Annotated in this window: 21 protein-coding genes; 13 read left to right on the top strand and 8 right to left on the bottom strand. The window is 65.8% G+C overall.

Translation table 11 applies throughout. From position 1 onward, the window contains the following. Positions 1 to 84: 84 nt before the first annotated feature. Complete coding sequence (locus AB4850_RS29275) at positions 85 to 831, bottom strand: GntR family transcriptional regulator (protein ID WP_414442903.1); 747 nt, start codon at positions 829 to 831, stop codon at positions 85 to 87. Between the two features lie 129 nt (positions 832 to 960). Between AB4850_RS29275 and AB4850_RS29270 the strand changes: the two genes are divergently transcribed. Continuing rightward, on the top strand, positions 961 to 1,803 hold the full coding sequence (locus tag AB4850_RS29270; protein ID WP_414442902.1) for an aldo/keto reductase: 843 nt from the start codon (positions 961 to 963) through the stop codon (positions 1,801 to 1,803). Positions 1,804 to 1,827: 24 nt separating this feature from the next. Here the strand turns inward: AB4850_RS29270 and AB4850_RS29265 are convergent, their stop codons facing one another. Beyond that, on the bottom strand, positions 1,828 to 2,856 hold the full coding sequence (locus AB4850_RS29265; RefSeq protein ID WP_414445647.1) for a HoxN/HupN/NixA family nickel/cobalt transporter: 1,029 nt from the start codon (positions 2,854 to 2,856) through the stop codon (positions 1,828 to 1,830). Positions 2,857 to 3,017: 161 nt separating this feature from the next. On the opposite strand from AB4850_RS29265, the gene AB4850_RS29260 reads away from it, so the two are divergent. Together AB4850_RS29260 and AB4850_RS29255 are read left to right on the top strand one after the other, a co-directional pair. Then, on the top strand, positions 3,018 to 3,470 hold the full coding sequence (locus AB4850_RS29260) for a MarR family winged helix-turn-helix transcriptional regulator (protein ID WP_414442901.1): 453 nt from the start codon (positions 3,018 to 3,020) through the stop codon (positions 3,468 to 3,470). 4 nt (positions 3,471 to 3,474) lie between these two features. Beyond that, on the top strand, positions 3,475 to 4,803 hold the full coding sequence (locus AB4850_RS29255) for an MFS transporter (RefSeq protein WP_414442900.1): 1,329 nt from the start codon (positions 3,475 to 3,477) through the stop codon (positions 4,801 to 4,803). 129 nt (positions 4,804 to 4,932) lie between these two features. Here AB4850_RS29255 and fusA read toward each other — a convergent pair whose 3' ends face one another. The 4 genes from fusA to AB4850_RS29235 all read right to left on the bottom strand — a co-directional run bounded on the left by fusA (position 4,933) and on the right by AB4850_RS29235 (position 9,162). Further along, the gene (gene fusA, locus AB4850_RS29250) at positions 4,933 to 7,044 is read right to left on the bottom strand and encodes an elongation factor G (RefSeq protein WP_414442899.1); all 2,112 of its coding nucleotides are present in this window, start codon (positions 7,042 to 7,044) and stop codon (positions 4,933 to 4,935) included. Between the two features lie 392 nt (positions 7,045 to 7,436). After that, entirely contained in the window at positions 7,437 to 7,946 is a 510-nt protein-coding gene (locus AB4850_RS29245) for a DUF192 domain-containing protein (protein ID WP_414442898.1), read from the bottom strand. A 182-nt stretch (positions 7,947 to 8,128) separates the two neighbouring features. Further along, positions 8,129 to 8,335 carry a hypothetical protein gene (locus tag AB4850_RS29240; protein WP_206129959.1) on the bottom strand — a complete coding sequence of 69 codons (207 nt, stop codon included), beginning with the start codon at positions 8,333 to 8,335 and terminating at the stop codon, positions 8,129 to 8,131. A gap of 248 nt (positions 8,336 to 8,583) precedes the next feature. Then, complete coding sequence (locus AB4850_RS29235; protein WP_414442897.1) at positions 8,584 to 9,162, bottom strand: pseudouridine synthase; 579 nt, start codon at positions 9,160 to 9,162, stop codon at positions 8,584 to 8,586. 233 nt (positions 9,163 to 9,395) lie between these two features. Between AB4850_RS29235 and icd the strand changes: the two genes are divergently transcribed. Both icd and AB4850_RS29225 read left to right on the top strand, forming a co-directional pair. Beyond that, the gene (gene icd, locus AB4850_RS29230) at positions 9,396 to 10,649 is read left to right on the top strand and encodes an NADP-dependent isocitrate dehydrogenase (RefSeq protein ID WP_414442896.1); all 1,254 of its coding nucleotides are present in this window, start codon (positions 9,396 to 9,398) and stop codon (positions 10,647 to 10,649) included. A gap of 170 nt (positions 10,650 to 10,819) precedes the next feature. After that, positions 10,820 to 13,048, top strand: a complete 2,229-nt coding sequence (locus AB4850_RS29225) for an NADP-dependent isocitrate dehydrogenase (RefSeq protein ID WP_414442895.1) — start codon at positions 10,820 to 10,822, stop codon at positions 13,046 to 13,048. Positions 13,049 to 13,233: 185 nt separating this feature from the next. Here the strand turns inward: AB4850_RS29225 and AB4850_RS29220 are convergent, their stop codons facing one another. Continuing rightward, positions 13,234 to 13,461, bottom strand: a complete 228-nt coding sequence (locus AB4850_RS29220) for a hypothetical protein (protein ID WP_414442894.1) — start codon at positions 13,459 to 13,461, stop codon at positions 13,234 to 13,236. Positions 13,462 to 14,157: 696 nt separating this feature from the next. Here AB4850_RS29220 and AB4850_RS29215 point away from each other — a divergent pair. From AB4850_RS29215 to AB4850_RS29190, 6 genes are all read left to right on the top strand, one after another. Next, on the top strand, positions 14,158 to 16,542 hold the full coding sequence (locus tag AB4850_RS29215) for an ATP-binding protein (RefSeq protein ID WP_414442893.1): 2,385 nt from the start codon (positions 14,158 to 14,160) through the stop codon (positions 16,540 to 16,542). Positions 16,543 to 16,552: 10 nt separating this feature from the next. Beyond that, positions 16,553 to 17,290: a methyl-accepting chemotaxis protein gene (locus AB4850_RS29210; RefSeq protein WP_414442892.1), complete on the top strand. Its 738-nt coding sequence runs from the start codon at positions 16,553 to 16,555 to the stop codon at positions 17,288 to 17,290. Beyond that, a complete protein-coding gene (locus AB4850_RS29205) occupies positions 17,287 to 17,814 on the top strand; it encodes a hypothetical protein (RefSeq protein ID WP_414442891.1) in 528 nt (175 codons plus the stop codon). The genes AB4850_RS29210 and AB4850_RS29205 overlap by 4 nt, the downstream gene beginning before the upstream one ends. 26 nt (positions 17,815 to 17,840) lie before the next feature. Then, entirely contained in the window at positions 17,841 to 18,803 is a 963-nt protein-coding gene (locus AB4850_RS29200) for a chemotaxis protein CheX (protein WP_414442890.1), read from the top strand. Between the two features lie 20 nt (positions 18,804 to 18,823). Continuing rightward, the gene (locus tag AB4850_RS29195; RefSeq protein ID WP_414442889.1) at positions 18,824 to 19,189 is read left to right on the top strand and encodes a response regulator; all 366 of its coding nucleotides are present in this window, start codon (positions 18,824 to 18,826) and stop codon (positions 19,187 to 19,189) included. Between the two features lie 79 nt (positions 19,190 to 19,268). Further along, a complete protein-coding gene (locus AB4850_RS29190; RefSeq protein ID WP_414442888.1) occupies positions 19,269 to 20,882 on the top strand; it encodes a multicopper oxidase family protein in 1,614 nt (537 codons plus the stop codon). Positions 20,883 to 20,955: 73 nt separating this feature from the next. Here AB4850_RS29190 and AB4850_RS29185 read toward each other — a convergent pair whose 3' ends face one another. After that, positions 20,956 to 21,159 carry a cold-shock protein gene (locus tag AB4850_RS29185; protein ID WP_206130780.1) on the bottom strand — a complete coding sequence of 68 codons (204 nt, stop codon included), beginning with the start codon at positions 21,157 to 21,159 and terminating at the stop codon, positions 20,956 to 20,958. A gap of 528 nt (positions 21,160 to 21,687) precedes the next feature. On the opposite strand from AB4850_RS29185, the gene clpS reads away from it, so the two are divergent. Beyond that, entirely contained in the window at positions 21,688 to 22,002 is a 315-nt protein-coding gene (clpS, locus tag AB4850_RS29180; protein WP_414442887.1) for an ATP-dependent Clp protease adapter ClpS, read from the top strand. Continuing rightward, on the top strand, positions 21,999 to 24,299 hold the full coding sequence (gene clpA, locus AB4850_RS29175) for an ATP-dependent Clp protease ATP-binding subunit ClpA (protein WP_414442886.1): 2,301 nt from the start codon (positions 21,999 to 22,001) through the stop codon (positions 24,297 to 24,299). The genes clpS and clpA overlap by 4 nt, the downstream gene beginning before the upstream one ends. Positions 24,300 to 24,394 lie beyond the last annotated feature (95 nt).

The raw sequence follows: 24,394 nt of genomic DNA, 5'->3' as shown, positions 1-24,394 counted from the left end.
CGGCGTGAATCGATGAAAAGGGCGGTGCGGCACGCACGGAAATTGCGCGCTGCGAGGGCGATGCGCTGGGTACCAGCGGGGGGCTTACTTCCGCAATTCCACGACGAAATCGTAGTAATCGTTGCGGCAGTACGTGTCGGTCAGTTCGATCGCGCGCTGGTCGTGGGTGTAGCCGATGCGCGTGATCAGCAGCAGCGCGTCGTGCGGTGCGATGCCCATCTGCGCGGCGATCTCTTCGCTGGCGTTGACGGCGCGGAAATGCTGCAGCGCCCGCACGATCGGTGTGCCGCGCTGTTCGAGGTAGGAATAGAGCGAATCGCCGATCACGGCGGGATCGGGAATCAGCGTGGCCGGGAACGTGGAGTTCTCGACCGCCATCACGATGCCGTCGGCGAGTCGCAAGCGCTTGAGCCGCGTGACCGAGGCGGCCGGCGACAGCCCGAGCTGGATCACCTCGTCGCGATTGGCCGGCTGCACGCTGCCCGCGATCCAGCGCGAGCTCGGCGTGAAGCCGCGCCGGCGCAGCATCTCGCTGAAACTCGACAGCCGCGAGAGCGGATCTTCATAACGCGGCTGGATGAAGTTGCCGGCGCCGTGCGTGCGGCGGATCAGGCCTTGCTCGACGAGCAGCGCGATCGCCTTGCGGGCCGTGATGCGCGACACGCCGAGCGCCTCCGACAGCACGCGCTCGGATGGCAGCGCTTCGCCGGCCGCCCAGCGGTTGTCGTGGATCGCCTCGCCGAGCTTGCGCGCGAGTTGCAGATAGAGCGGCGTATCGTTGTCCGGGTCCGGGCGCAGATCGTGCCAACGGTCTTCCGTCGATGGCTTCATGAGGGCGGCGTGAAACAGGGTGGGGGCCATTTTATGTCATCGCGGGCCGCCGTTATAGCCCGGCGATCCCTGCCATGAATCGCTACACTGGCGAGCCCGGCCTGTTGCCGGATCACCCGCGAGGACGAGATGGCGAACACCACCGATACGATCGCGCTGCCCGACGGCGAGCGCGTCGCGAAGCTCGGGCAGGGCACCTGGGAAATGGGCGAGCGGCCCGCGCGCCGCGCCGCCGAGATCGCCGCGCTGCGCGCCGGCATCGAGCTGGGCATGACGCTGATCGATACGGCCGAGATGTACGGCGACGGCGCGACCGAGGAGCTGGTGGGCGAGGCGATCGGCGGCCTGCGCGATTCGGTGTTCCTGGTCAGCAAGGTCTATCCGCATAATGCCGACCGCCGCCGCATGATCGCGTCGTGCGAGGCCAGCCTGAAGCGCCTCGGCACCGATCGCCTCGATCTGTATCTGCTGCATTGGCGCGGCGGCGTGCCGCTCGACGAAACGCTCGAAGCGTTCGACGCGCTGCGCACGGCCGGCAAGATTCGCCATTGGGGCGTCAGCAACTTCGACACCCGCGACATGGAAGAACTGGTGGCCGCCAACGGCGCGGGCTGCGCGACCAACCAGATCCTCTACAACCTGGCGCGGCGCGGGCCGGAGTTCGAGCTGCTGCCGTGGCTCGCGACACGCCACATGCCGGCCATGGCCTACAGCCCGATCGATCACCAGCGCTTGCCGCGCGGCACCGTGCTCGACGAGATCGCGGCCGAGCGCGGCGCCTCGCCCGAGCAGGTGGCGCTGGCCTGGGTGTTGCGGCGTGAGGAAGTGCTGGCGATTCCGAAGGCGGGCACCGTCGAGCATGTGCGCGCGAACCGCGCCGCGCTCGATTTGGTGCTCGACGACGCGGCGCTCGCGCGGCTCGACGTGGTGTTCAGGCCGCCGCGCCGCAAGCAGCCGCTGGAAATGCTGTAGACGCAGCCGCGCGCCCGCGCTCGTTCAGGCCAGTTGCGAGCTGGCGCGGCGCCAGCGGTGGAACAGGATCGAGCCGACCCAGCACACCAGAAACAGGCCGACGATGCCGTAGCCGATCGCGCCGAAGCGGTCGTTGATGGCACCGACCAGGTCCCACACGCCGCCTGCCAGCCCGAGCTTGTCGGCCACCAGGCCGAGCGCCTCGACGCCGCCGATCACCAGCGCCACCGCCGCCGACACGAACGTGATGCTGAGGTTGTAGGCGAGCTTGCGCTTCGGGTCGTCCATCGCCCAGCCGTAGGCGTGCACCATCAGCACGTTGTCGGTCGAATCGATCAGCGTCATGCCGGCCGTAAACAGCGCCGGGAACACCAGTACCGCGTGCAGCGGCAGCCCCTGGTTGGCCTGCGCGGCGGCGATCGCGAGCAGGCCGATTTCGGTGGCGGTGTCGAAGCCCAGGCCGAACAGCAAGCCGACCGGATACATGTGCGCGCTCTTCGTGACGAGCCGGAACAGCGGGCGCAGCAGACGCGTCAGCAGGCCGCCGGCCGGGTGGTGATGGGCGTCGCCCGGGTGAGCGTCGTGTGCGTCGTGACCGGTGCCGGCACGCGCGCGGCGGTAGCGGCGCCAGATGTCGCGCAGGATCACGAGGTTGATGATCGCCAGCACCAGCAGGAAGCTCGCCGAGACGGCCGTGCCGATCGTGCCGCCGACCGCCTTGAAGGTGTCGAACTGGGTGCGCAGCGCGAGCGCCGTGATGGCGATGCCGAGCGTCGCGACGATCACGATGGTCGAATGGCCGAGCGAGAAGAACAGGCCCACCGAGAACGGCCGCTTGCCGTCCTGCATCAGCTTGCGCGTGACGGTGTCGATCGCGGCGATGTGGTCGGCGTCGACCGCGTGGCGCAGCCCGAAGCCGTAGGCGAGCGCCGCGGTGCCGAGCAGCAGCGGATGGTCGTGCAGCGCCACCAGCGCCCAGATCCAGGCGGCGAGATTCGCGCCCAGCAGCGCGGCATAGAGCGTGAACAACTGGCGGCGGGGCGAGGTCGGCATGATCGGACGGAGCAGGGTGGGCGGCTGGGATGCGGGCATTCTGACACGAGCAAAAATCCGGTGGTATGACCGGACGAGCCGCTGCGCGCGGCTCGGCGGGGTTGAAGCAGGATATGCAGTTTAGCTGTGCAGTTTTCCTGTAGAAGTGCTATCGTGCGCCGATGTCCCGATCCTCCGAATCTCCCATCGCCCCCGAGCCCGCCCATCTGGCCGGCGACCTGCGCATCGCGCTCGCCCGGCTGATGCGGCGATTGCGCGAGCAGGGCCGCGCTGGCGATTTCACGTCGTCGCAGCGCTCGGTGCTGCTGCGTCTGGAGCGCGATGGCCCGTCCACCGTGTCGGCGCTGGCGCGCGCGGAGAGCGTACGGCCGCAGTCGATGCGCGCCACGGTGGCCGCGCTCGAAGCGGCCGGCGCGGTGAGCGGCTCGCCCGACCCGGCCGACGGCCGCCAGACGCTGATGCAACTGACCGATACGTTCCGCGCGCGCTTGCAGGCGAGCCGCGCCGCGCGCGAGGATTGGCTGGGCCGCGCGCTCGACGCGCGCCTGTCGGCCGCCGAGCGGCGCGAGCTGGCGGCGGCCGTGGCGCTGCTGCAGCGGCTCGCCGAGGACTAGCGCGATGGCGATGAACCTGGCCCGCTCGTTCCGTTCGCTGCGCAATCCGAACTACCGGTTGTGGGCGGGCGGCGCGCTGGTGTCGAACGTCGGCACCTGGATGCAGCGCACCGCGCAAAGCTGGCTCGTGCTGACCCAGCTCACACATCACGATGCGTCGGCGGTCGGCATCGTGATGGCGCTGCAATACGCGCCGCAGATGCTGCTGCTGCCGTGGACAGGCTACGCCGCCGATCACTTCGACCAGCGCAAGCTGCTGCGCGTGACGCAGGCGCTGATGGGCCTGATCGCGCTGGCGCTCGGCATGAGCGTGGTGGCCGGCGTGGTGCGGCTCTGGCATGTGTATCTGTTCGCGCTGCTGTTCGGCAGCGTGGCCGCGTTCGATGCGCCGGTGCGGCAGACCTTCGTCACCTCGCTGGTCGGCGACGCCGATCTGGCCAATGCCGTTGCGCTCAATTCCACCGTGTTCAACGCCGCGCGCATGATCGGGCCGGGCGTGGCCGGCGCCGTGATCGCCACGGTCGGCACCGGCTGGGCGTTCGTGCTGAACGGCCTGTCGTTCGGCGCGGTGCTGCTGTCGCTGTCGCGGCTGAAGGTATCGGCGCCGCCTGCGGGGGCGCGGCCGCGGCGCGCGCAGGGCGGGCTGGCCGCGGGCCTCCATTACGTGCGCGGCCGGCCTGATCTGGTCGCGATCCTCGTCATGCTGTTCCTGATCGGCACGTTCGGGCTCAACTTCCAGATCTTCATTTCGACGATGGCCGTCGACGTGTTCCATACCGGCGCGAGCGGGTTCGGGCTGCTGTCGTCGATCATGGCGATCGGCACCATCGCCGGCGCGCTGGTGGCCGCCGGCCGCGACCGGCCGAGCCTGCGCACGCTGTTGTCGGGCTGCCTGCTGTTCGCGCTCGGCTGCGCGTGCGCGGCGCTCGCGCCGGGCTTCTGGATCTTCGGCGCGATGCTGGTGCTGACGGGCATCGCTTCGCTGACCATCACCAATTCCTCGAACAGCCTGATGCAGTTGTCGACCGAGCCGGGCATGCGCGGGCGCGTGACGGCGCTGCGTGTCGCGGTCGTGATGGGCGGCACGCCGATCGGCGCGCCCATCGTCGGCTGGATCGCCGACCGCTGCGGGCCGCGCTGGGCCTTGGGCGTGGGGGCGGCAGCCGGGGTGGTGGCTGCCTGGGTGGCGTGGCGCGCGATGCAGCGGCAGGCGCGGGAGCAGGATGAGGCGGATGAGGCGGATGAGGCGGCGGCCGTGGCGGCCGGTCATCGCATCATCGATGTCGTCGAGGCCGAGGCCGCCGATGAACCGCCCGCGTCTCGCCGGCGCTGATATCGCCGCCGAACCGCCAACGTATCGACGAAAAAAAGCCCGTCCACACGGGACGGGCTCGATCCTGCCGATGGGCCGGCAGCCGCTCGCGCGGCTGCACCGGCCCGGGCCAGGCGATGCGCGCGGGGCTTAACGGCCCTTGGCGCTGATCACCGCTTCCGACACGTTGGCCGGCGTTTCGGCGTAGTGCTTGAACTCCATCGTGTAGGTCGCGCGGCCTTGCGTGGCCGAGCGCAGCGAGGTGGAGTAGCCGAACATCTCCGACAGCGGCACCTCGGCGCGCACGACCTTGCCGCCGCCGCCCGCGATGTCGTCCATGCCCTGCACGATGCCGCGACGGCTCGACAAATCGCCCATCACGTTGCCCATGAAATCCTCGGGCGTTTCCACCTCCACGGCCATCATCGGTTCGAGCAGCACCGGCTTGGCGCGCCGCATCGCTTCCTTGAACGCCATCGAGCCGGCCATCCGGAACGCGTTTTCGTTCGAGTCCACGTCGTGGTACGAGCCGAACGTCAGGTGCACCTTGACGTCGACGATCGGGTAGCCGGCCAGCACGCCGCTCTTCAGCGTGTCCTGGATGCCCTTGTCGACAGCCGGGATGTACTCGCGCGGAATCACGCCGCCCTTGATCTCGTCGAGGAACTCGTAGCCCTTGCCCGGATTCGGCTCCAGCGTCACCACCGCATGGCCGTACTGGCCGCGCCCGCCCGACTGCTTGACGAACTTGCCCTCGACATCCTTCGCGGTGGTGCGGATGGTTTCGCGATACGCCACCTGCGGCTTGCCGACCGTGGCCTCCACGCCGAACTCGCGCTTCATCCGGTCGACCAGGATTTCGAGGTGCAGCTCGCCCATCCCGGAGATGATCGTCTGGCCCGATTCCTCGTCGGTCTGCACGCGGAACGACGGATCTTCCTGCGCGAGACGGTTCAGCGCCAGGCCCATCTTTTCCTGGTCGACCTTGGTCTTCGGCTCGACCGCCTGTGAAATCACCGGCTCGGGGAATTCCATGCGTTCCAGGATGATCGGCGCGTTGACGGCGCACAGCGTGTCGCCGGTCGTCGCGTCCTTCAGGCCGACCGCCGCGGCGATGTCGCCGGCGCGCACTTCCTTGAGCTCCTTGCGCTCGTTGGCGTGCATCTGCAGGATCCGGCCCAGGCGTTCCTTCTTGTCCTTGGTCGCATTGAGCAGCGTGTCGCCCGATTCCACCACGCCCGAATAGACGCGGAAGAAGATCAACTGGCCGACGAACGGGTCGGTCATGATCTTGAACGCGAGCGCCGAGAACGGCTCGTCGTCGCTCGGGTGACGTTCCGCCGGCTTTTCCGGGTCGGCGTAGTCGTGGCCGAGAATCGCGGGCACGTCCACCGGCGACGGCAGATAGTCGATCACGGCGTCGAGCATGGCCTGCACGCCCTTGTTCTTGAACGCGCTGCCGCACAGCATCGGCACGATTTCATTGGCGACCGTGCGCTTGCGCAGCGCGGCCTTGATTTCGTCCTCGGTCAGCGATTCCGGGTCCGCCAGGTATTTCTCCAGCAGTTCCTCGCTCGCCTCGGCGGCGGCCTCGACCATCTTCTCGCGCCACTCCCGCGACAGCTCGACGAGGTTCTCCGGGATCTCCTCGTAGGTGAACTTCACGCCCTGGCTCTCGTCGTCCCACAGGATCGCCTTCATCTTGACGAGATCGACCACGCCCTGGAAGTGATCCTCGGCGCCGATCGGAAGCTGGATCGGCACGGCCACGCCCTTCAGGCGGTCGCCGATCTGCTTCTGCACGCGCAGGAAATCCGCGCCGATGCGGTCCATCTTGTTGACGAACGCGATGCGCGGCACCTTGTACTTGTTGGCCTGGCGCCAGACGGTTTCCGATTGCGGCTGCACGCCGCCCACCGAGTCGTAGACCATGCACGCGCCGTCGAGCACGCGCATCGAGCGCTCGACCTCGATCGTGAAGTCGACGTGCCCGGGGGTGTCGATGATGTTGATCCGGTGTTCGGGATAGTTGCCGGCCATGCCTTTCCAGAACGCGGTGGTCGCGGCCGACGTGATCGTGATGCCGCGTTCCTGCTCCTGCTCCATCCAGTCCATCGTGGCCGCACCGTCATGCACTTCGCCGATCTTGTGGCTCACGCCGGTGTAGAACAGGATGCGCTCGGTCGTCGTGGTCTTGCCGGCGTCGATGTGAGCGCTGATCCCGATATTTCTATAGCGCTCGATGGGGGTTTTGCGGGGCACGTGAACCTCCTGATGGTTCCTGGATGAGTCGGAGCCGGCCGAGATGGCCGGGTCGGCGACAACTTGCAAGCCTTCAAGCATAGCTTGTGCTGGTGGCTTTTGCAGATGAGGGCGTGGGCGGGCGATTCAAGCGGTGGCGCGCGGCGGGTGCGGGGGCCGGGCGAATGGCCGGCGAGCCGTGCGGGGCGGGCCTGACGGGGGATTCGGCTAAGCGCGATCAGGGAGGGCGTCGCGCTGGCCGGCGAGAAACCGGCACGCCGGCAGGGGCAAGCGCGAGGGGGGAACTGCGATCGCGGGCCGGCCGCCGACGTGAAAACGGCGGCACGCCCGGCCGGAACCGGTGCGTGCCGCCGTCGTGCGAACGCGCGTGCGTGGCGGAAAACCGGGCGGGCTTATTGCGCCGCCGGCAGCCCGTCGATCTTCATGCCGGGCTTGATGCCCTTGGCGGTGAACCAGCCCTTCGGCATTTCGAGCGCATAGACGCCGTTGTTGCGCGGGCAATGGTTGTCGGTGGTTTCGGCGCGCATCTCGTCGATGTCGGTGATCGTGCCGTCGGCGCGGATGAACGCGATCGACAGCGGGATCAGCGTGTTCTTCATCCAGAAACAATGGACCGCATTCTCGTTGAAGACGAACACCATCCCTTCGTTCGGCGCGAGCTGGCTGCGGTACATCAGCCCCTGCTCACGGTCGGCCTCGTTCGCGGCGACGCCGGCGTCGATCACGAACATGCCGACCCGCAGCTTCGCGCGCGGGAATTCGTTCGGCTGCTTCGCGCCCGGCGGGATGCCGTTCGACTGGGCGAAGGCGGGCGCGATGCCGCCGGCGGCCAGCGCGAGCGCGACGGGGAACACGGCGGCTCGCGCCAGGCGGGCGAGCGAAGAGCGCGGGGAAAATCGCACGACGAAACTCCTGAACGGGTAATCGAGGGCTGCATGGTACGCGATGCGCGCGGCCCGGTGCAGCATGCGCGGGCTCGTTGACGGGCCCATAAAGAAAAAGGCAGATCGCCTTGCGGGGATCTGCCTTTCAACAGCGTGGAAGCCGAACTACAGGCCCCCGACGTTGCTTACAGCCTGCTTACTTAGTTCGAAGCAGCTGCCGGTGCTGCTGCGTCGCTTGCAGCTGCCTTCTTCTTTGCGTGCTTCTTGGCAGCGTGGTGCTTCTTGTGCGTAGCCTTCTTCGCCGGAGCCGAAGCGGCTGCCGGAGCAGCAGCTTCCGGTGCCGAAGCTTGTGCGAATGCAGCCGTTGCGAACAGGCCAGCGACCAGAGCGGCGATCAGTTTGTTCATTTTTTGTTTCCTCAGCTTTAGTTAATTAACCAATGACCCGGCATAGGAGTCAATTCGTCTAACGAGGCCATCCACCTTTCGGTTGACAGACGCGACAGGAAATTTTTCCTGGCGCTGCGGACACGGCTGCGGGCGGCGTCGCGAACGACGGTGTTACCGCGGCTTGGCGCCAATGCCGGATAGCTCGGTCGGCATCTGCTTGTCTTAACGGCTGCTCGGAACGATCGGTTGACGCGTTCACGAAACTTTCATGCGTCGGAGGCAAAACCGTCCCAGGGGGCGCGCGGCGGCAGCGCGGCGGTCTCGCCGGGCGCGAGGCCGAGCGCGAACAGGTCGAGCGCGCCGATGCCGACGCGCACCAGGCGCAAGGTCGGGAAGCCGACCGCCGCGGTCATGCGGCGCACCTGTCGGTTCTTGCCTTCGGTGATCGACAGCTCGATCCAGGTGGTCGGGATCGCGGCGCGGTAGCGCACCGGCGGATTGCGCGGCCACAGCGATTCGGGCGGTTCGACGTAATCGGCGCGACACGGCTTCGTTACATAGTCGCCCAGGTCGACGCCGCGCGCGAGCGCCTTCAGCGCGGCCGCGTCGGGCGCGCCGTCGAGCTGCGCCCAGTAGCGCTTGACGAGCTTGTGGCGAGGTTCGGCGATGCGCGCCTGGAGCGCGCCGTCGTCGGTCAGCAGCAGCAGGCCCTCGCTGTCGGCGTCGAGCCGGCCGGCCGGGTACACGCCGGGCGTGTGGACCCAGTCGCCGAGCGACGGCCGGGTTTCGTGCGCCGAAAACTGGCAGATCGTGCCGAACGGTTTGTTGAGGGCGATCAGGGGCATGAGGGAAGCTGGGCGGGGCTCGCCGCGTCGTATGGCAAATGGCGGAATCTTAATGCATAATACGGAACGCCAAGTCTTTTGTCTTATATAAGACTTGATGGTCGACGGTGTGGCGAGGGCGTCTCGTGCCGTTGCATGCGGTCCGGGCGCTAGAATAGCGGCAACGTTTTCTGTGCATCAGCCAGGCAACCACACGCTTTTTCAATCAGCCCAGCCATTCACTGGAGTCGACCATGCCGTATCAGCACATCGTGGTCCCGGCGGGCGGTGACAAGATCACCGTCAACCCGGACTTGACGCTCAACGTATCCGATCAGCCGATCATCCCTTACATCGAGGGCGACGGCGTCGGCGTCGACGTCACCCCGGTGATGCTGAAGGTGGTGGATGCCGCCGTGGAAAAGGCCTACGGCGGCCAGCGCAAGATTCACTGGATGGAAATTTTCGCGGGCGAGAAGGCCACGCGCGTGTACGGCCCGGATGTCTGGCTGCCGGACGAAACGGTGCAGGTGGTGCGCGATTACGTGGTTTCGATCAAGGGCCCGCTCACCACGCCGGTCGGCGGCGGGATCCGCTCGCTGAACGTCACGCTGCGCCAGGAGCTCGATCTCTACGTGTGCCTGCGCCCGGTGCGCTACTTCAAGGGCGTGCCCTCGCCGGTGCGCGCGCCGGAGAAAACCGACATGGTGATCTTCCGCGAGAATTCGGAAGACATCTACGCCGGCATCGAGTGGCCGGCCGAGTCGGAGCAGGCCAAGAAGGTGATCCGCTTCCTGCGCGAGGAAATGGGCGCCAAGATCCGCTTTCCGGAAAGCTCTGGGCTCGGCGTCAAGCCGGTGTCGCGCGAAGGCACCGAGCGGCTGGTGCGCCAGGCGATCCAGTATGCGATCGACCATGAGCGCAAGTCGGTCACGCTGGTGCACAAGGGCAACATCATGAAGTACACCGAAGGCGCGTTCCGCGACTACGGGTACGCGTTGGCCAACAAGGAATTCGGCGCCGAACTGATCGACGGCGGCCCGTGGATGCGCCTGAAGAGCCCGAAAACGGGCGCCGAGATCGTCATCAAGGATTCGATCGCCGATGCGTTCCTGCAGCAGATCCTGCTGCGCCCGGTCGAATACGACGTGATCGCCACGCTGAATCTGAATGGCGACTATATTTCCGATGCACTGGCCGCGCAGGTCGGCGGCATCGGCATCGCGCCGGGCGCGAATCTGTCGGATTCGATCGCGATCTTCGAGGCGACCCACGGCACCGCGCCGAAGTACGCCGGCAAGGATTATGTGAACCCCGGCTCGGTCATCCTGTCTGCAGAGATGATGCTGCGCCACCTCGGCTGGACCGAGGCGGCGGATCTGATCATCGCGTCGATGGAGAAGTCCATCCAGCAGAAGCGCGTCACGTACGATTTCGCGCGGCTGATGGAAGGTGCGACGCAGGTGTCGTGCTCGGGCTTCGGCGGCGTGATGATCGAAAACATGTAACCCAACGCGGTATTGCCGGAGCGATCCGGCCGCCCCGGCGCGAGGCCGATCTCGCCGGGGTGCAAAAGAGGTTGTCGGCTCTGTTGCGCGGTCGGTGCGAAGGCGGCCCTGGTTGGTTCGCTGTCAGCGATCTCCTGTCAATTTTCACGTAGCAACGCATCAAACCAAACATGTCCACCTCGTCCAAGATCATCTATACCCTCACCGACGAAGCCCCGGCGCTCGCGACCTATTCGCTGCTGCCGATCGTCAAGGCTTTTACCCGCTCGTCGGGCGTCGCCGTCGAAACCCGCGACATCTCGCTCGCCGGCCGCATCATCGCCGTCTTCCCCGAGGCGCTGACGCCCGAGCAGAAGATCAGCGACGACCTGGCCGAACTCGGCCAGCTCACGCTGAAGCCGGAAGCGAACATCATCAAGCTGCCGAACATCAGCGCATCGGTGCCGCAGCTCAAGGCCGCGATCGCCGAATTGCAGAAGCAAGGCTACAAGGTGCCGAGCTATCCCGACGAAGCCACCACCGACGCCGAAAAGGACGTCAAGGCCCGTTACGACAAGATCAAGGGCAGCGCCGTGAACCCGGTGCTGCGCGAAGGCAACTCGGATCGCCGCGCGCCGCTGTCGGTCAAGAGCTATGCCCGCAAGCACCCGCACAAGATGGGCGCCTGGGCGTCGAGCTCGAAGTCGCACGTCGCCTCGATGAGCGAAGGCGATTTCTACGGCAGCGAGAAATCGGCGCTGATCGGCACGGCCGGCAACGTCAAGATCGAACTGACGACCGCCGACGGCACGAAGAAGGTGCTCAAGGAAAAGACGGCCGTGAAGGTCGGTGAAATCATCGACGCATCGCTGATGAGCCGCGCCGCGCTGCGCAGCTTCCTCGAAGCGCAGGTCGCCGACGCGAAGGCCCAGGACGTGCTGTTCTCGGTCCACCTGAAGGCCACCATGATGAAGGTGTCCGATCCGATCCTGTTCGGTCAGGTCGTTTCGGTGTTCTACGAAGACGTGCTGACCAAGCACGCCGACGCGCTGGCCAAGATCGGCTTCAACCCGAACAACGGCATCGGCGATCTGTACGCCCGCCTGAAGGACCTGCCGGCCGAAACGCGCGAAGCGATCGAAGCCGACATCAAGGCCCAGTACGAAAAGCGCCCGCACCTGGCGATGGTCAACTCGGACAAGGGCATCACGAACCTGCACGTGCCGAGCGACGTGATCGTCGACGCCTCGATGCCGGCGATGATCCGCGATTCGGGCGGCATGTGGGGCGCCGACGGCAAGCTGCACGACGCCAAGGCCGTGATTCCGGACCGCTGCTACGCCGGCGTGTACCAGACCGTAATCGAAGATTGCAAGAAGCACGGCGCGTTCGACCCGGTCACGATGGGCAGCGTGCCGAACGTCGGCCTGATGGCGCAGGCGGCCGAAGAATACGGTTCACACGACAAGACGTTCCAGATCCCGGCCGACGGCACCGTGCGCGTGACCGACGAAGCCGGCAACGTGCTGCTCGAGCACGCGGTCAAGACGGGCGACATCTGGCGCCTGTGCCAGACCAAGGATGCCCCGGTGCAGGATTGGGTCAAGCTGGCCGTGAACCGCGCCCGCGCCTCGAACACGCCGGCCGTGTTCTGGCTCGACGCGAACCGCGCCCACGACGCGCAGATCATCAAGAAAGTCGAGCAGTACCTGAAGGATCACGACACCAACGGTCTCGACATCCGCATCCTGCCGCCGGTCGAAGCCACGCAGTTCTCGATCGATCGCATCCGCGCCGGCAAGGACACGATCTCGGTCACCGGCAACGTGCTGCGCGACTACCTGACCGACCTGTTCCCGATCATGGAACTGGGCACCAGCGCGAAGATGCTGTCGATCGTCCCGCTGATGGCCGGTGGCGGCATGTTCGAAACGGGCGCGGGCGGCTCGGCACCGAAGCACGTTCAGCAGTTCAACGAGGAAGGCTTCCTGCGTTGGGATTCGCTCGGCGAATTCCTCGCGCTGGCCGCCTCGCTCGAACACCTGGGCAACCAGTACCACAACCCGAAGGCGCTGGTGCTCGCGAAGACGCTCGATCAGGCAACCGGCAAGTTCCTGGACGAGAACCGCTCGCCGTCGCGCAAGGTCGGCGGCATCGACAATCGCGGCAGCCACTTCTACCTGAGCCTGTTCTGGGCGCAGGCGCTGGCGGCGCAAACGGAAGATGCGGAACTGGCCGCGCAATTCGCCGGCGTCGCCAAGACGCTGACGGAAAACGAAGCCAAGATCGTCGAGGAACTGGGTGCGGCGCAGGGCAAGCCGGTCGATATCGCCGGCTACTACCGTCCGGACGTCGAACTGACCAGCAAGGCAATGCGCCCGAGCGCCACGCTGAACGGCGTGATCGACGCGATCGCCTGAGTGCGGGCATGACGCAGTAACCGCGGCAGCCGCGACGTGCGCCTCGAGCGTGCGAGCGAGGGCCGCATGAAACACGGCGCGTGGGTGGGCTTCACCGCACGCGCCGCAGGTCGGGCCGATCGCAGCATGGGATCGGCAGGCCAGGCGGGAGGCCGCGCAGCGATGCGCGCGCCTCCCGTTGCCGTTTACACATGGACGATCTCCCAATCGTCGATCTGCTCGGGGATCTCGAGCGTCGAGGTATCCACCTCGTCGAGCGCCGGGCAGTTCACGCCGCGCGCCAGGTAATCCACCGCATGCTCGGGGCTCTGGAATTCGCCGAGCGAGTCATTGCCGAACGTCGCTTCCCAGCCGTCGTTGCCCGGCAGGATGTAGAACGACCCCTGGTCCGATCCGTAACGAAAACCCTTCATGTCACACCTCCGCTTCCTAGTCGAAAAATAATCGGGTGCTGGTCCGCCCGAGAGGGCGGGGCCGGCTCGTCGACGTCCGCGCCGGCTGGCGGGGGAGGCTGACCGTCTCGCGGTGCGGCTCCCGTTGCGTCGATCCATGGAAACCAGTCTACGTGTGCTTCGATACCGGATCGAGTGCGTAGAGCGCCTGTTCGAAACAAAAATAATTCAATAAAAACAATAACTTGAAATTCTAATTTCGAGATGTGGAACGTTCTGCGGCATCGTGAAACCGCGAATTGGTGCCCCGCACCACGATTTTTCACGAGACACGGCAACGTTCCGCATCGTGAAATTTTCGGGGTTTTCGAGGTGAGCAAGCGAGCGCCGCGAGATCGGTGCGCGTGGAGGAAGGGAAAAACGATGTGGAGACGGGGGTGCAGCGGCGTGAAACGGCGGCCCGGACGCGGGCGCCGAAGTCCGTCGCGAAACAAGATCGGGGCCTATTAACGGCGCCGAATTCGAGAACTTTAGGCTTCGCGCCGGCTATTTCGTGGCAATAATCGTTTGCGCAAGCGTTTTCCCGTAGGTCATCGTTCGGTCATATCCCGGTCGCCATAATTCGCCCGCCTGCAGATTCGTCTGACCGTCGCGATTGCCACGCGCCGGACCGCCAGACCGCCGGGCTAAAAACATATTGCTGCTACGGGGATTCACATGACCATCCGACATCGCATTACGTTGCTTGTCGCGCTGATGTTCGTCGCGCTCGCGGCGATCGGCGGCTATGCCGTCTTCCAGGCGCAACGCAGCGCCGCGAGCGTTCGTCAGGTGACGCAGGGCGTGGTGCCCAGCGCGCTTGCCTCGTCCGATCTCGTGTCCGACGTGAAGGACGTGCAGATCGCGACCATGACACTCGTCTACGCGCCCGACGCGACCATGGCCGCCCAGGCCACCGCCGACCTGAACACGAAAGAAACCCAACTGCGCGCCGAACTCGACGCGCAAGGCCGCTCGGCCGCCAGCCACGCCCAGTCGGGCCTGGTCGACCAGGCGCGCGAAAGCCTGAAGAACTACTTCGACGCGATCCACGACACCGCCAAGATGAAGGCGGACGGCAAGAACGAACTCGCGCAGGCCAATCTGTTCGCGAACGTCGCCCAATACCGCGACGAACTCGACGGCATCATCAAGACCCTGCGCATCGAGAAGAACCGCCAGAAGGACGACGCGATCTCGACGCTGAACGGCATGCTGGCCACCACCACGCTGACGATCGGGATCGTCGCGGGCGTGGTGATCGTGGTGCTGATCGGCGTGGGCCTGATGCTGTATCGCCAGATCGTGCAGCCGCTCGGCCGCATGCAGGCGATGATGAGCGAGATCGCCACCAGCCAGGATTTCACGCGCCGCGTGCCGGTGGGCCGCAAGGACGAAATCGGCCGCTCGATCGAGGCGTTCAACGGCATGATCGAGACGATCCAGCGCAACGCCGCCGCGCTCAAGCAGCGCACCGCCGACATCCAGGCAATGCTGCAGAACATGCAGCAGGGGATCCTGACGATCGTGCCGGGCGGCACCGTGCATCGCGAATACTCGGCGTTCCTCGAACGGATCTTCGAGACCAACGACATCGCGGGCCGCTCGGCGATGGAACTGGTGTTCGGCGAGTCGAACGTGGGCTCGGACGGCCTGTCGCAGATCGAAGCCGCGATCGACGCGTGCCTCGGCGAAGACGACATGAACTTCGAGTTCAACCAGCATCTGCTGGTGACCGATATCGCCAAGCGCATGCCGAACGGCGCCGACAAGTATCTCGACCTGTCGTGGTCGGCGATCACCGACGAAACCGGCACCATCGTGCGCCTGATGCTGTGCGTGCGCGACGTGACCGAACTGCGCGCGCTGTCGGCGCAGGCCAACGAGCAGAGCCGCCGCCTCGAAATGATCGGCGAGATCCTGTCGGTCAGCCAGGACAAGTTCCACGATTTCGTCGAGAGCGCCACGGGCTTCCTGCACGAGAACGAACGCATCATCCGTCAGCACGAACATGCCGACAGCTCCGCGCTGGCCGAACTGTTCCGCAACATGCACACCATCAAGGGCAATGCGCGCACGTACAGCCTGCAGCATCTGACCGACATCGTTCACGAGGCCGAGCAGGTGTATGACGAGCTGCGCAGCGCCGAGGCCGAACGCGCGTGGGACCAGCACGAGCTGATGACCGACCTGGCGCGCGTGCGCGAGGCGCTCGACAACTACGCCACGATCAACACCGTCAGCCTCGGCCGTCGCGGCCCGGGCGCGCCGGTGGAATCGGAGCGCTACCTGGTGGTGGAGCGCGAGCGCATCGACGAAAGCCTGCGCCTGCTCGAATCCGCCGAGCCGCACAGCTGGCCGAGGCTGCGCGATTCCGTGGCCGGCACGCTGCGCCTGCTCGGCACTGAAACGCTCGACGAGATGATCGCGGGCGTGACCGGTTCGCTGCCGGCGCTGGCTCAGGATCTCGGCAAGGCCGAACCGGTCGTGCGCATCGACGACAACGGCTACCGCCTGCGCAGCGAAGCGTCCAGCATCGTCAAGGACACCTTCATGCACCTGCTGCGCAACGCGCTCGACCACGGCATCGAATCGGTCGACGCGCGCCGCGCGGCCGGCAAGCCGGATGCGGGCACCATCGACATCGAGATGGGCGTCGATGCGGACCAACTGCAGATCACCGTCAGCGACGATGGCCGCGGCCTCGCGCTGGAGCGGATTCGTGCGATCGCCGTCGAGCGCGGCTGGCTCGACGACGCGAACCTGGCGAAGGACGACGAGGCGGTGGCCGCGCTGATCTTCCGCCCGGGCTTCTCGACCGCCAGCGCCGTGACCGACGTGTCGGGCCGCGGGGTGGGCATGGACGCGGTGCGCAGCTTCATCATGCGCGCCGGCGGCAGCATCGCGTTGCGCTTCACGGACGATCACCACGGCGCCGCGTTCCGCCGCTTCCAGACCATCGTCAGCCTGCCGGACCGCTTCGCGGTGGACAGCATGGGCGACGACGCGGCGAGCGACGCTGCATCGCAACGTGACGAGGATCCGGCGATCGACCGGGCATGACGGGATGTCGATGATGCAAGCAGGAATTCTGGTGGCCGTGTGTGCGCTCGTCGCCGTGGCGGCGAGCGTGGCGGCGGTGGTGCTGCGTGGCCGCCTCGTGCAGGCGCGCTCGGCGGCGCAAGGCTTCGCCGCCGAGCGTGACGCGGCGCTCGCGCGCGCCGACGCGCTCGACGCCGACTGGACGCGCCGCAGCGCCGAGGCCGAGGACGGCGCGGCCGCGCGCGAGCAGTCGCTGGCCGAATCGCTGGAAGAGGCGTCGTCGCAGATCGCCGAGGTGCGCACCGCGCTGGCCGCCGCCGTGGGCGAGCGCGACGCGAGCGCGGCGCTGGCCGAGCGGATCGCCGGCGAGGCGGCGCGGCTGCGCGGCCTGACCGGCACGTTCGAGCGCTGGCATGAGCAGATGGCCTCGTTGATGACGCAGAACCAGGACATGCACGCGAAGAATCACGAGCTGTCGTCGATCGTCGCGCACGTGTTGATCGTGTCGCTGAATGCGTCGATCGAGGCGGCGCGCGCCGGCACGGCCGGGCGTGGCTTCTCGATCGTGGCGAGCGAGGTGCGATCGCTGGCCTCGCGCTCTCAGGAGCTGTCCAAGAGCTACCAGGACAGCCTGAACCGCAACGACCTCGTGACCACCGCGACGTTCCAGGACATCCAGGCCGGCGGCAAGATGATCACCGCCTCGCTCGGCAACGTCGATGCGCTGGCGACGCAATTGCGCGGCCAACTCGAACGGAGTGCGGCGTGATCGGTGCCGGCGCGATCGAGAGCTTCGAGCGCATCTTCTTCAGCGCGGCGCGCGGGCGTCTCACCAATGGTTCGTCCTGCGAAATAAGCACGCGCGAGAAGCCCGATACGTCGCGTGGCGTCGAGGCCGTGGTGCTGACGATTTCGTCGGTGAAGTTCCGCCTGCTGCTGTTGCTGCATTACCGCGACGACGACGCGACGCGCGCGTTCTACACCGGGTCGACGCCGCAGCGTTCGCTGCGCGAGGCGTTCCTGGAGGTGGCGAACCTGTGTTGCGGGGCCGTCAACCAGGCGCTCGTCGAGCATTTTCCCGACCTCGGGATGTCGACGCCATACCGCCTGAACGGTGCGAGCGCCGGGCATCTCGCCGAACTGAAGCCGGACTACCTGGCTGCCTACGACCTGACGGTCGGCGGCAGCGTGTGGCTTTCCGCCACGCTGTGCGTGTGTGCGAACGCGCCGGTCGATTTCGTCGCCGACGTGCGCGATGTCGACGAGGGCGTGGGCGAACTCGAAATGTTTTGATGAACGGATAACCGGCAGGAGAAGTGATGACGACCCACGATACGCCCGTCAGCAAGGTGCTGGTGCTCGACGATAGCGACGTTCACATGGACGCGATCCGGCAGTTCTGCGACGAGCATCATCTCGTCGGGCTGAAGGCGCGCCGCAACCGCCTGCTGAAGGTGCTGCGCTCGAACATCGACCTCGGCGCGGTGCTGCTGGCCGCCGACTACGGCGGCTCGAACGAGGAAGCCGCCGCCGTGGCCGCGCAGATCGACGCGCTGCGCCCGGAGCTGCCGATCATCGTGCGTCGCGCCGACGGCAGCAGCGAAGATTCGTTGCCCGAAGCATTCAAGCGGGTGGCCTGCGCGAGCTTCGCGTTGCCCGATCTCGAACCGCTGCGCCGCGCCATCGACGAATACCTGTTCAGCCTGGCCTACCCGAACGCGCTGGTGCGCGGCATCGAGGAGATCACGGAATCGCGCCTCGGCACGATCTTCCGCGGCATGACGATCGAATGCGAAACGCCGTGCATCGTGCGCGACAACATCATCTACGGCGAGGTGTTCAGCCTGATCCCGCTGGAGAGCGCGTGGTGCCGCGGCTACATGATGATGCAGGCCGACGAGCAGCCGATGCTCGACTTCGTCGCCGCGATGAACCCGGGAGAGCGCGAGCCCGATTTCCGCGACCTGAACGGCGTGCTCGGCGAGCTGACGAACCTCGTGTGGGGCGCGTTCAAGGATCGCTTCCTCGGTAGCGCGGCGGTGCCCTCGGCCAGCAACGTGCAGGTGCCGCTGCTGATCAACCACAAGCAGAAGTACATCTCGTTCGGGTCCGAAAACCCGCAGTTGTGCTTCCAGTATCAGGTGACGGACGAAGCGTCGGGCCGCACCGTAACGATCCATCAGCGTTTCGTGTTCAGCCTGCAATGGTCGCCGGAATCGTTCGACGACCATGCGCAGGCGGTGGGCGAAATGGTTGAAGCGGGTGAACTCGACTGGTTTTAAGTGACAAACGGATAACAGACATGGCAAAGATTCTGGTGGTGGATGATTCGAGCACGGTGCGCGACGAAGTCGCGGGCTTCCTGCGCAAGAACGGGCTGGAAGTGGATACGGCGGTCGACGGCAAGGACGGCCTCGCGAAGCTGAAGACGAGCCCGGGAATCAAGCTCGTGGTCAGCGACGTGAACATGCCGAACATGGACGGCCTGACGATGGTCGAGAAGATCCGCAGCGAGCTGGGCAACGCGGCCGTCAACGTCGTGATGCTGACGACCGAAAGCAGCCCGGCGATGAAGGAACGCGGCAAGGCCGCCGGCGTGCGCGGCTGGATCGTCAAGCCGTTTCGCGGCGAGGCCGTGCTCGACACGTTCCGCAAGCTCGCGAGCTGAGTGCGGAATGCGCGCCGTGCCGCTCGCACGGTGCGCCGCTGGTGTATCGTCATCGCTTCGCTGATTCGGGATTCGATCGATGCTACGCAGGCAATTTCTTCGTCACGCGTTCGGGGCCGCGGCCACGCTGGCCTTCGCGCGCGCGGCGTTCGCGCAGTCGCATGCCATGCACGGCATGCCGGGGATGAAGGGCATGCAGGACGATATGTCCGGCATGGCCGGCATGCATGACTCGGCGGCTTCCGCGCCGGCCGCGCCGATGCCCGACATGACGCTGGCCGCCGCCGATGCGCTGCCGGCCGGCGCGCCGCTCGCGCCGCTGCGCGTGCTCGCGAACGAAAGCAGCACGCCGGGCCGGTTCCAGGCCACGCTGGTGGCGCAGCCGGTCGCGCGCCAGCTGCTGCCCGGCGCGCAGCCCACGCCGATGTGGCTCTACGGCGATGCCGCCGAAGGCGCCGTCGCCGGCCCGCTGATCGCGCTGCAGGAAGGCGATGCGGTGGAGATCCGCGTGATCAACCGCTTGCCGCAGCCGACCACGATGCATTGGCACGGCCTGCCGGTGCCGCCCGATCAGGACGGCAACCCGCTTGCACTGATCGAGCCGGGTGCCTCTCGCACCTATCGGTTCACGTTGCCGAAAGGCAGCGCGGGCACCTACTGGTATCACCCGCATCCGCACAATTTCACGGCCGAGCAGGTGTTTCGCGGCCTCGCCGGCCCCATCGTGGTGCGCGCGGCCGACGATCCGCTGGCCGGCTGGCCGGAACGGCATCTATTTGTTTCCGATCTGAAGCTGGCGCGCGACGGCACGATCGTGCCCGACGACATGATGGACTGGATGAACGGCCGCGAAGGCCAGTTCGCGTTGCTGAACGGCGCACGCCGGCCGCGCATCGAGGTCGCGCAGGACGAGCGCTGGCGCGTGTGGAACGCCTGCAGCGCGCGCTACCTGAACCTCGCGTTCGACGACGGCCGCAGCTTCGAGCAGGTCGGCACCGATGGCGGCCTGTTCGAGCAGCCGCATCGCATGACATCGCTGGTGCTGGCGCCGGGCGAGCGCGCCGAGCTGCTGGTGCGCGCCGGCGATCACGCCGGGCAGGCCGTGCTGCGCGCCGACAGCTATGACCGCAGCAAGATGGCAATGGCCATGTCGGACGACGACGATGCGTCCCTTCCGGCCGATCCGCCGCTGCCGCTGGCCGACGTGAGCTTCGTGGCGGCCGCCGCGCGCGCCGTGCCGGGCATGCTGCGTGCGGTGCCGCCGCTCGGCCGGCCGGTGGCGCGCAAGACGGTCACGTTCGGCGAGGCGATGGACATGGACGCGATGATGGGTTCGGCGCCGGGGCAGCGGCCGGCCGGGATGCGCTTCATGGTGAACGGCCAGGTATTCGCGCCGCATCGCGCCACGCTGACGAGCCGCCGCGGCGACGTCGAACTGTGGTCGATCGCGAACACCACCGACATGGATCACCCGTTTCATCTGCACGGCACGCAGTTCCAGGTGCTGGAGCGCGATTATCGCGGCCGCCGCATGGCGGAGCCGTACCGGGCCTGGCGCGACACGGTCAACGTGCGCAAGGGCGAGACGGTGCGCATCGCGACCGTCCAGCACGAGGCCGGTGATCGCATGTTCCATTGCCATATCCTCGAGCACGAGGATCTCGGCATGATGGGCACGCTGCGCGTGGTGTGAGCGCAGGTGCGGGAACGGCAGAACAAAAAAAACCCGGCTTGGAGCCGGGTTTTTGTCGAATTCAGTACCGCGCTCAGGCTGCCTGAATATTCGAAGCTTGCTTGCCCTTCGGGCCTTGAACCACATCAAAGCTCACTTTCTGGCCTTCCTTGAGGGTCTTGAAACCCGCCATGGTGATAGCCGAGAAATGTGCAAACAGATCTTCGCCGCCTTCATCGGGCGTAATGAAACCGAAGCCTTTCGCGTCGTTGAACCATTTGACGATACCAGTTGCCATGCCTACTTCCCCTGTCACTCAGTCGTTACCACGAGCACGCTCGAAAAGCTAAACGACCGGAAAATACAGCCGTTCCCCCCTCACAAGCTCACCTCGGCCTTTTTTATCGTCGAATAAGACGGATTGAAAAAAGTGCCAGCTTGATTGTTGGCGCTCTTTATTTGAGTGTCAAGGGGAATTTGTCGGCGGTTTGGGGGTCGTTGTAAAGAACCCATCTTCAGGGTTTATCCCGCTTTGCAGTGTCATACGGGTGCCAAGCGAAGGTGCTTGAAAAGCCCCATAATCGGCCCATATACCAGAACCGGACGACAGCCCGTCGAGCTTTCCGGGAATATGGGATACTCGATCCACGCGTTGCGGCACGGAGCATTTCCGGTGTCGCGGCCACGATCGGAGGCCGGCGCCGCGAGCCGGTTTTCGTAGCGTGCGCAGCGTTCGAGCTGATGAGCATGCATGCAGAACGGCGCCGGCCGCAAGGCTGGTTTATGACAGGATTGCGGGCCTGTCCGAGTTGTTTAGAATGGGTGTATGGCGATTATCCCGGACAAGCAGGACAACACCGTCCTGGAACGCAATGAGCAGAAACTGAAGCCGCCTTCGATGTACAAGGTGGTGCTGCTGAACGACGATTTCACCCCGATGGAATTCGTCGTGATGGTGGTTCAGGAGTACTTCAAGAGGGATCGCGAGACCGCGATGCAGATCATGCTCAAGGTTCATCGCGAGGGGCGGGGGGTATGTGGGGTCTATACGCGAGATATCGCGTCGACCAAAGTTGAGCAAGTCGTTACCCATGCGCGGCAGGCAGGGCATCCGCTGCAGTGCGTGATGGAGGAAGCATGATTGCCCAGGAATTGGAAGTCAGCCTGCACATGGCGTTCATGGAAGCGCGTCAGGCGCGGCATGAATTCATTACGGTCGAACACCTGTTGCTCGCGTTGCTCGACAACCCGACCGCAGCCGAGGTGTTGCGAGCGTGCGCGGCGAACATCGAAGACCTGCGCCAGAACCTGCGCAACTTCATCCATGACAACACGCCTACCGTGCCGGGCACCGAAGACGTCGACACCCAGCCGACGCTCGGTTTCCAGCGCGTGATCCAGCGCGCGATCATGCATGTGCAATCCACCTCGAACGGCAAGAAGGAAGTGACCGGCGCGAACGTGCTGGTGGCGATCTTCGGCGAGAAGGATTCGCACGCGGTCTACTACCTGCAACAGCAGGGCGTGACGCGACTCGACGTCGTGAATTTCATTTCGCACGGTATCGCGAAAACCGGCAACGCCGGCGATGCGGCGAAGGCCGGCGAAGGCACGCCCGAGTCGGAAGATCCGAACGCGCAGAAGGAAACCCCGCTCGCGCAGTTCACGCAGAACCTCAACCAATTGGCGAAGGACGGCCGCATCGATCCGCTCATCGGTCGCGAGACCGAGGTCGAGCGCGTGGTGCAAGTGCTGTGCCGTCGCCGCAAGAACAACCCGCTGCTGGTCGGCGAGGCCGGCGTCGGCAAGACCGCGATCGCCGAGGGCCTGGCCTGGCGCATCACGCGAGGCGAAGTACCGGACATCCTCGCGAACGCGCAGGTGTTCTCGCTCGACATGGGCGCGTTGCTGGCAGGCACGAAATATCGTGGCGACTTCGAGCAGCGTCTGAAGACGGTGCTCAAGGAGCTCAAGGAGCGTCCGCACGCGATCCTGTTCATCGACGAGATCCACACGCTGATCGGCGCGGGCGCCGCGTCGGGCGGCACGCTCGATGCGTCGAATCTGCTGAAGCCGGCGTTGTCGTCGGGCAACCTGAAGTGCATGGGCGCGACCACCTTCACGGAATACCGCGGCATCTTCGAAAAGGATGCGGCGCTGTCGCGGCGCTTCCAGAAAGTCGACGTCAACGAGCCGTCGGTCGAGCAGACCGTCGCGATCCTTCGCGGGCTCAAGTCGCGCTTCGAGGAGCACCACGGCGTCAAGTATTCGTCGAGCGCGCTGTCGGCCGCTGCTGAACTGTCGGCACGCTTCATTACCGATCGCCATCTGCCCGACAAGGCGATCGACGTGATCGACGAAGCCGGCGCAGCGCAGCGCATCTTGCCGAAGTCGAAGCAGAAGAAGACGATCGGCAAGTCGGAAATCGAGGAAATCATCTCGAAGATCGCCCGCGTTCCGCCGCAAAGCGTGTCGCAGGACGATCGCAGCAAGCTGCAAACGCTCGATCGTGACCTGAAGAGCGTCGTGTTCGGCCAGGATCCGGCGATCGACGCGCTCGCCGCCGCGATCAAGATGGCACGGGCCGGCCTCGGCAAGCTCGACAAGCCGATCGGCTCGTTCCTGTTCTCCGGCCCGACCGGCGTCGGCAAGACCGAAGTGGCGCGGCAGCTCGCGTTCACGCTCGGCATCGAGCTGATCCGTTTCGACATGTCGGAATACATGGAGCGCCATGCGGTCAGCCGGCTGATCGGCGCGCCGCCGGGCTATGTCGGGTTCGACCAGGGTGGTTTGCTGACCGAAGCCGTCACGAAGAAGCCGCATTGCGTGCTGCTGCTCGACGAAATCGAGAAGGCGCATCCGGACATCTTCAACGTGCTGCTGCAGGTGATGGACCACGGCACGCTGACCGACAACAACGGTCGCAAGGCGGATTTCCGCAATGTCATCATCATCATGACGACCAACGCGGGCGCCGAGTCGATGCAGAAGGGCACGATCGGCTTCACGACGCGGCGCGAAGTCGGCGACGAAATGGGCGAGATCAAGCGTCTGTTCACGCCGGAATTCCGCAACCGTCTCGACTCGACGATCAGCTTCCGCTCGCTCGATGAGGAAATCATCATGCGCGTGGTCGACAAGTTCCTGATCCAGTTGGAAGATCAACTGCACGAGAAGAAGGTCGATGCGTTGTTCACCGACGCGCTTCGCAAGTATCTCGCGAAGAACGGTTTCGATCCGCTGATGGGTGCGCGGCCGATGCAGCGTCTGATCCAGGACACGATCCGTCGTGCGCTGGCCGACGAACTGCTGTTCGGCAAGCTCGTGAGCGGCGGCCGAGTGACGGTCGACGTCGACGAGAAGGAAGTCGTGCAACTGTCGTTCGACAATTCGGCGGAGCCGCCGAAGCCGAGCGAGGAAACGGTCGAAGTGGAATGACACGCGGCAACGCGTGAAGCAAACGGCGCGGGAGTTTCCCGCGCCGTTTTATTTTGTCCGGCGCCGGTGCGTGCGTGCGGATGATGGCAGGGGAG

The sequence above is a fragment of the Burkholderia sp. 22PA0106 genome (assembly GCF_047497155.1).
Classification (GTDB): Bacteria; Pseudomonadota; Gammaproteobacteria; order Burkholderiales; family Burkholderiaceae; genus Burkholderia.
Note: the sequence above shows the minus strand (reverse complement) of the source record. Positions and strands in the feature narration are given on the sequence as shown.

Excerpts from the sequence above, each read along its gene's own strand:
- AB4850_RS29235 (WP_414442897.1), bottom strand. The coding sequence starts at position 9,162 with ATGCCCCTGATCGCCCTCAACAAACCGTTCGGCACGATCTGCCAGTTT.
- AB4850_RS29225 (WP_414442895.1), top strand. The coding sequence starts at position 10,820 with ATGTCCACCTCGTCCAAGATCATCTATACCCTCACCGACGAAGCCCCG.
- AB4850_RS29185 (WP_206130780.1), bottom strand. The coding sequence starts at position 21,159 with ATGGCAACTGGTATCGTCAAATGGTTCAACGACGCGAAAGGCTTCGGT.
- clpS (WP_414442887.1), top strand. The coding sequence starts at position 21,688 with ATGGCGATTATCCCGGACAAGCAGGACAACACCGTCCTGGAACGCAAT.
- AB4850_RS29190 (WP_414442888.1), top strand. The coding sequence starts at position 19,269 with ATGCTACGCAGGCAATTTCTTCGTCACGCGTTCGGGGCCGCGGCCACG.
- AB4850_RS29255 (WP_414442900.1), top strand. The coding sequence starts at position 3,475 with ATGGCGATGAACCTGGCCCGCTCGTTCCGTTCGCTGCGCAATCCGAAC.
- AB4850_RS29270 (WP_414442902.1), top strand. The coding sequence starts at position 961 with ATGGCGAACACCACCGATACGATCGCGCTGCCCGACGGCGAGCGCGTC.
- AB4850_RS29195 (WP_414442889.1), top strand. The coding sequence starts at position 18,824 with ATGGCAAAGATTCTGGTGGTGGATGATTCGAGCACGGTGCGCGACGAA.
- AB4850_RS29215 (WP_414442893.1), top strand. The coding sequence starts at position 14,158 with ATGACCATCCGACATCGCATTACGTTGCTTGTCGCGCTGATGTTCGTC.
- AB4850_RS29200 (WP_414442890.1), top strand. The coding sequence starts at position 17,841 with ATGACGACCCACGATACGCCCGTCAGCAAGGTGCTGGTGCTCGACGAT.
- AB4850_RS29275 (WP_414442903.1), bottom strand. The coding sequence starts at position 831 with ATGAAGCCATCGACGGAAGACCGTTGGCACGATCTGCGCCCGGACCCG.
- icd (WP_414442896.1), top strand. The coding sequence starts at position 9,396 with ATGCCGTATCAGCACATCGTGGTCCCGGCGGGCGGTGACAAGATCACC.
- AB4850_RS29210 (WP_414442892.1), top strand. The coding sequence starts at position 16,553 with ATGATGCAAGCAGGAATTCTGGTGGCCGTGTGTGCGCTCGTCGCCGTG.
- AB4850_RS29220 (WP_414442894.1), bottom strand. The coding sequence starts at position 13,461 with ATGAAGGGTTTTCGTTACGGATCGGACCAGGGGTCGTTCTACATCCTG.
- AB4850_RS29265 (WP_414445647.1), bottom strand. The coding sequence starts at position 2,856 with ATGCCGACCTCGCCCCGCCGCCAGTTGTTCACGCTCTATGCCGCGCTG.
- AB4850_RS29240 (WP_206129959.1), bottom strand. The coding sequence starts at position 8,335 with ATGAACAAACTGATCGCCGCTCTGGTCGCTGGCCTGTTCGCAACGGCT.
- clpA (WP_414442886.1), top strand. The coding sequence starts at position 21,999 with ATGATTGCCCAGGAATTGGAAGTCAGCCTGCACATGGCGTTCATGGAA.
- AB4850_RS29260 (WP_414442901.1), top strand. The coding sequence starts at position 3,018 with ATGTCCCGATCCTCCGAATCTCCCATCGCCCCCGAGCCCGCCCATCTG.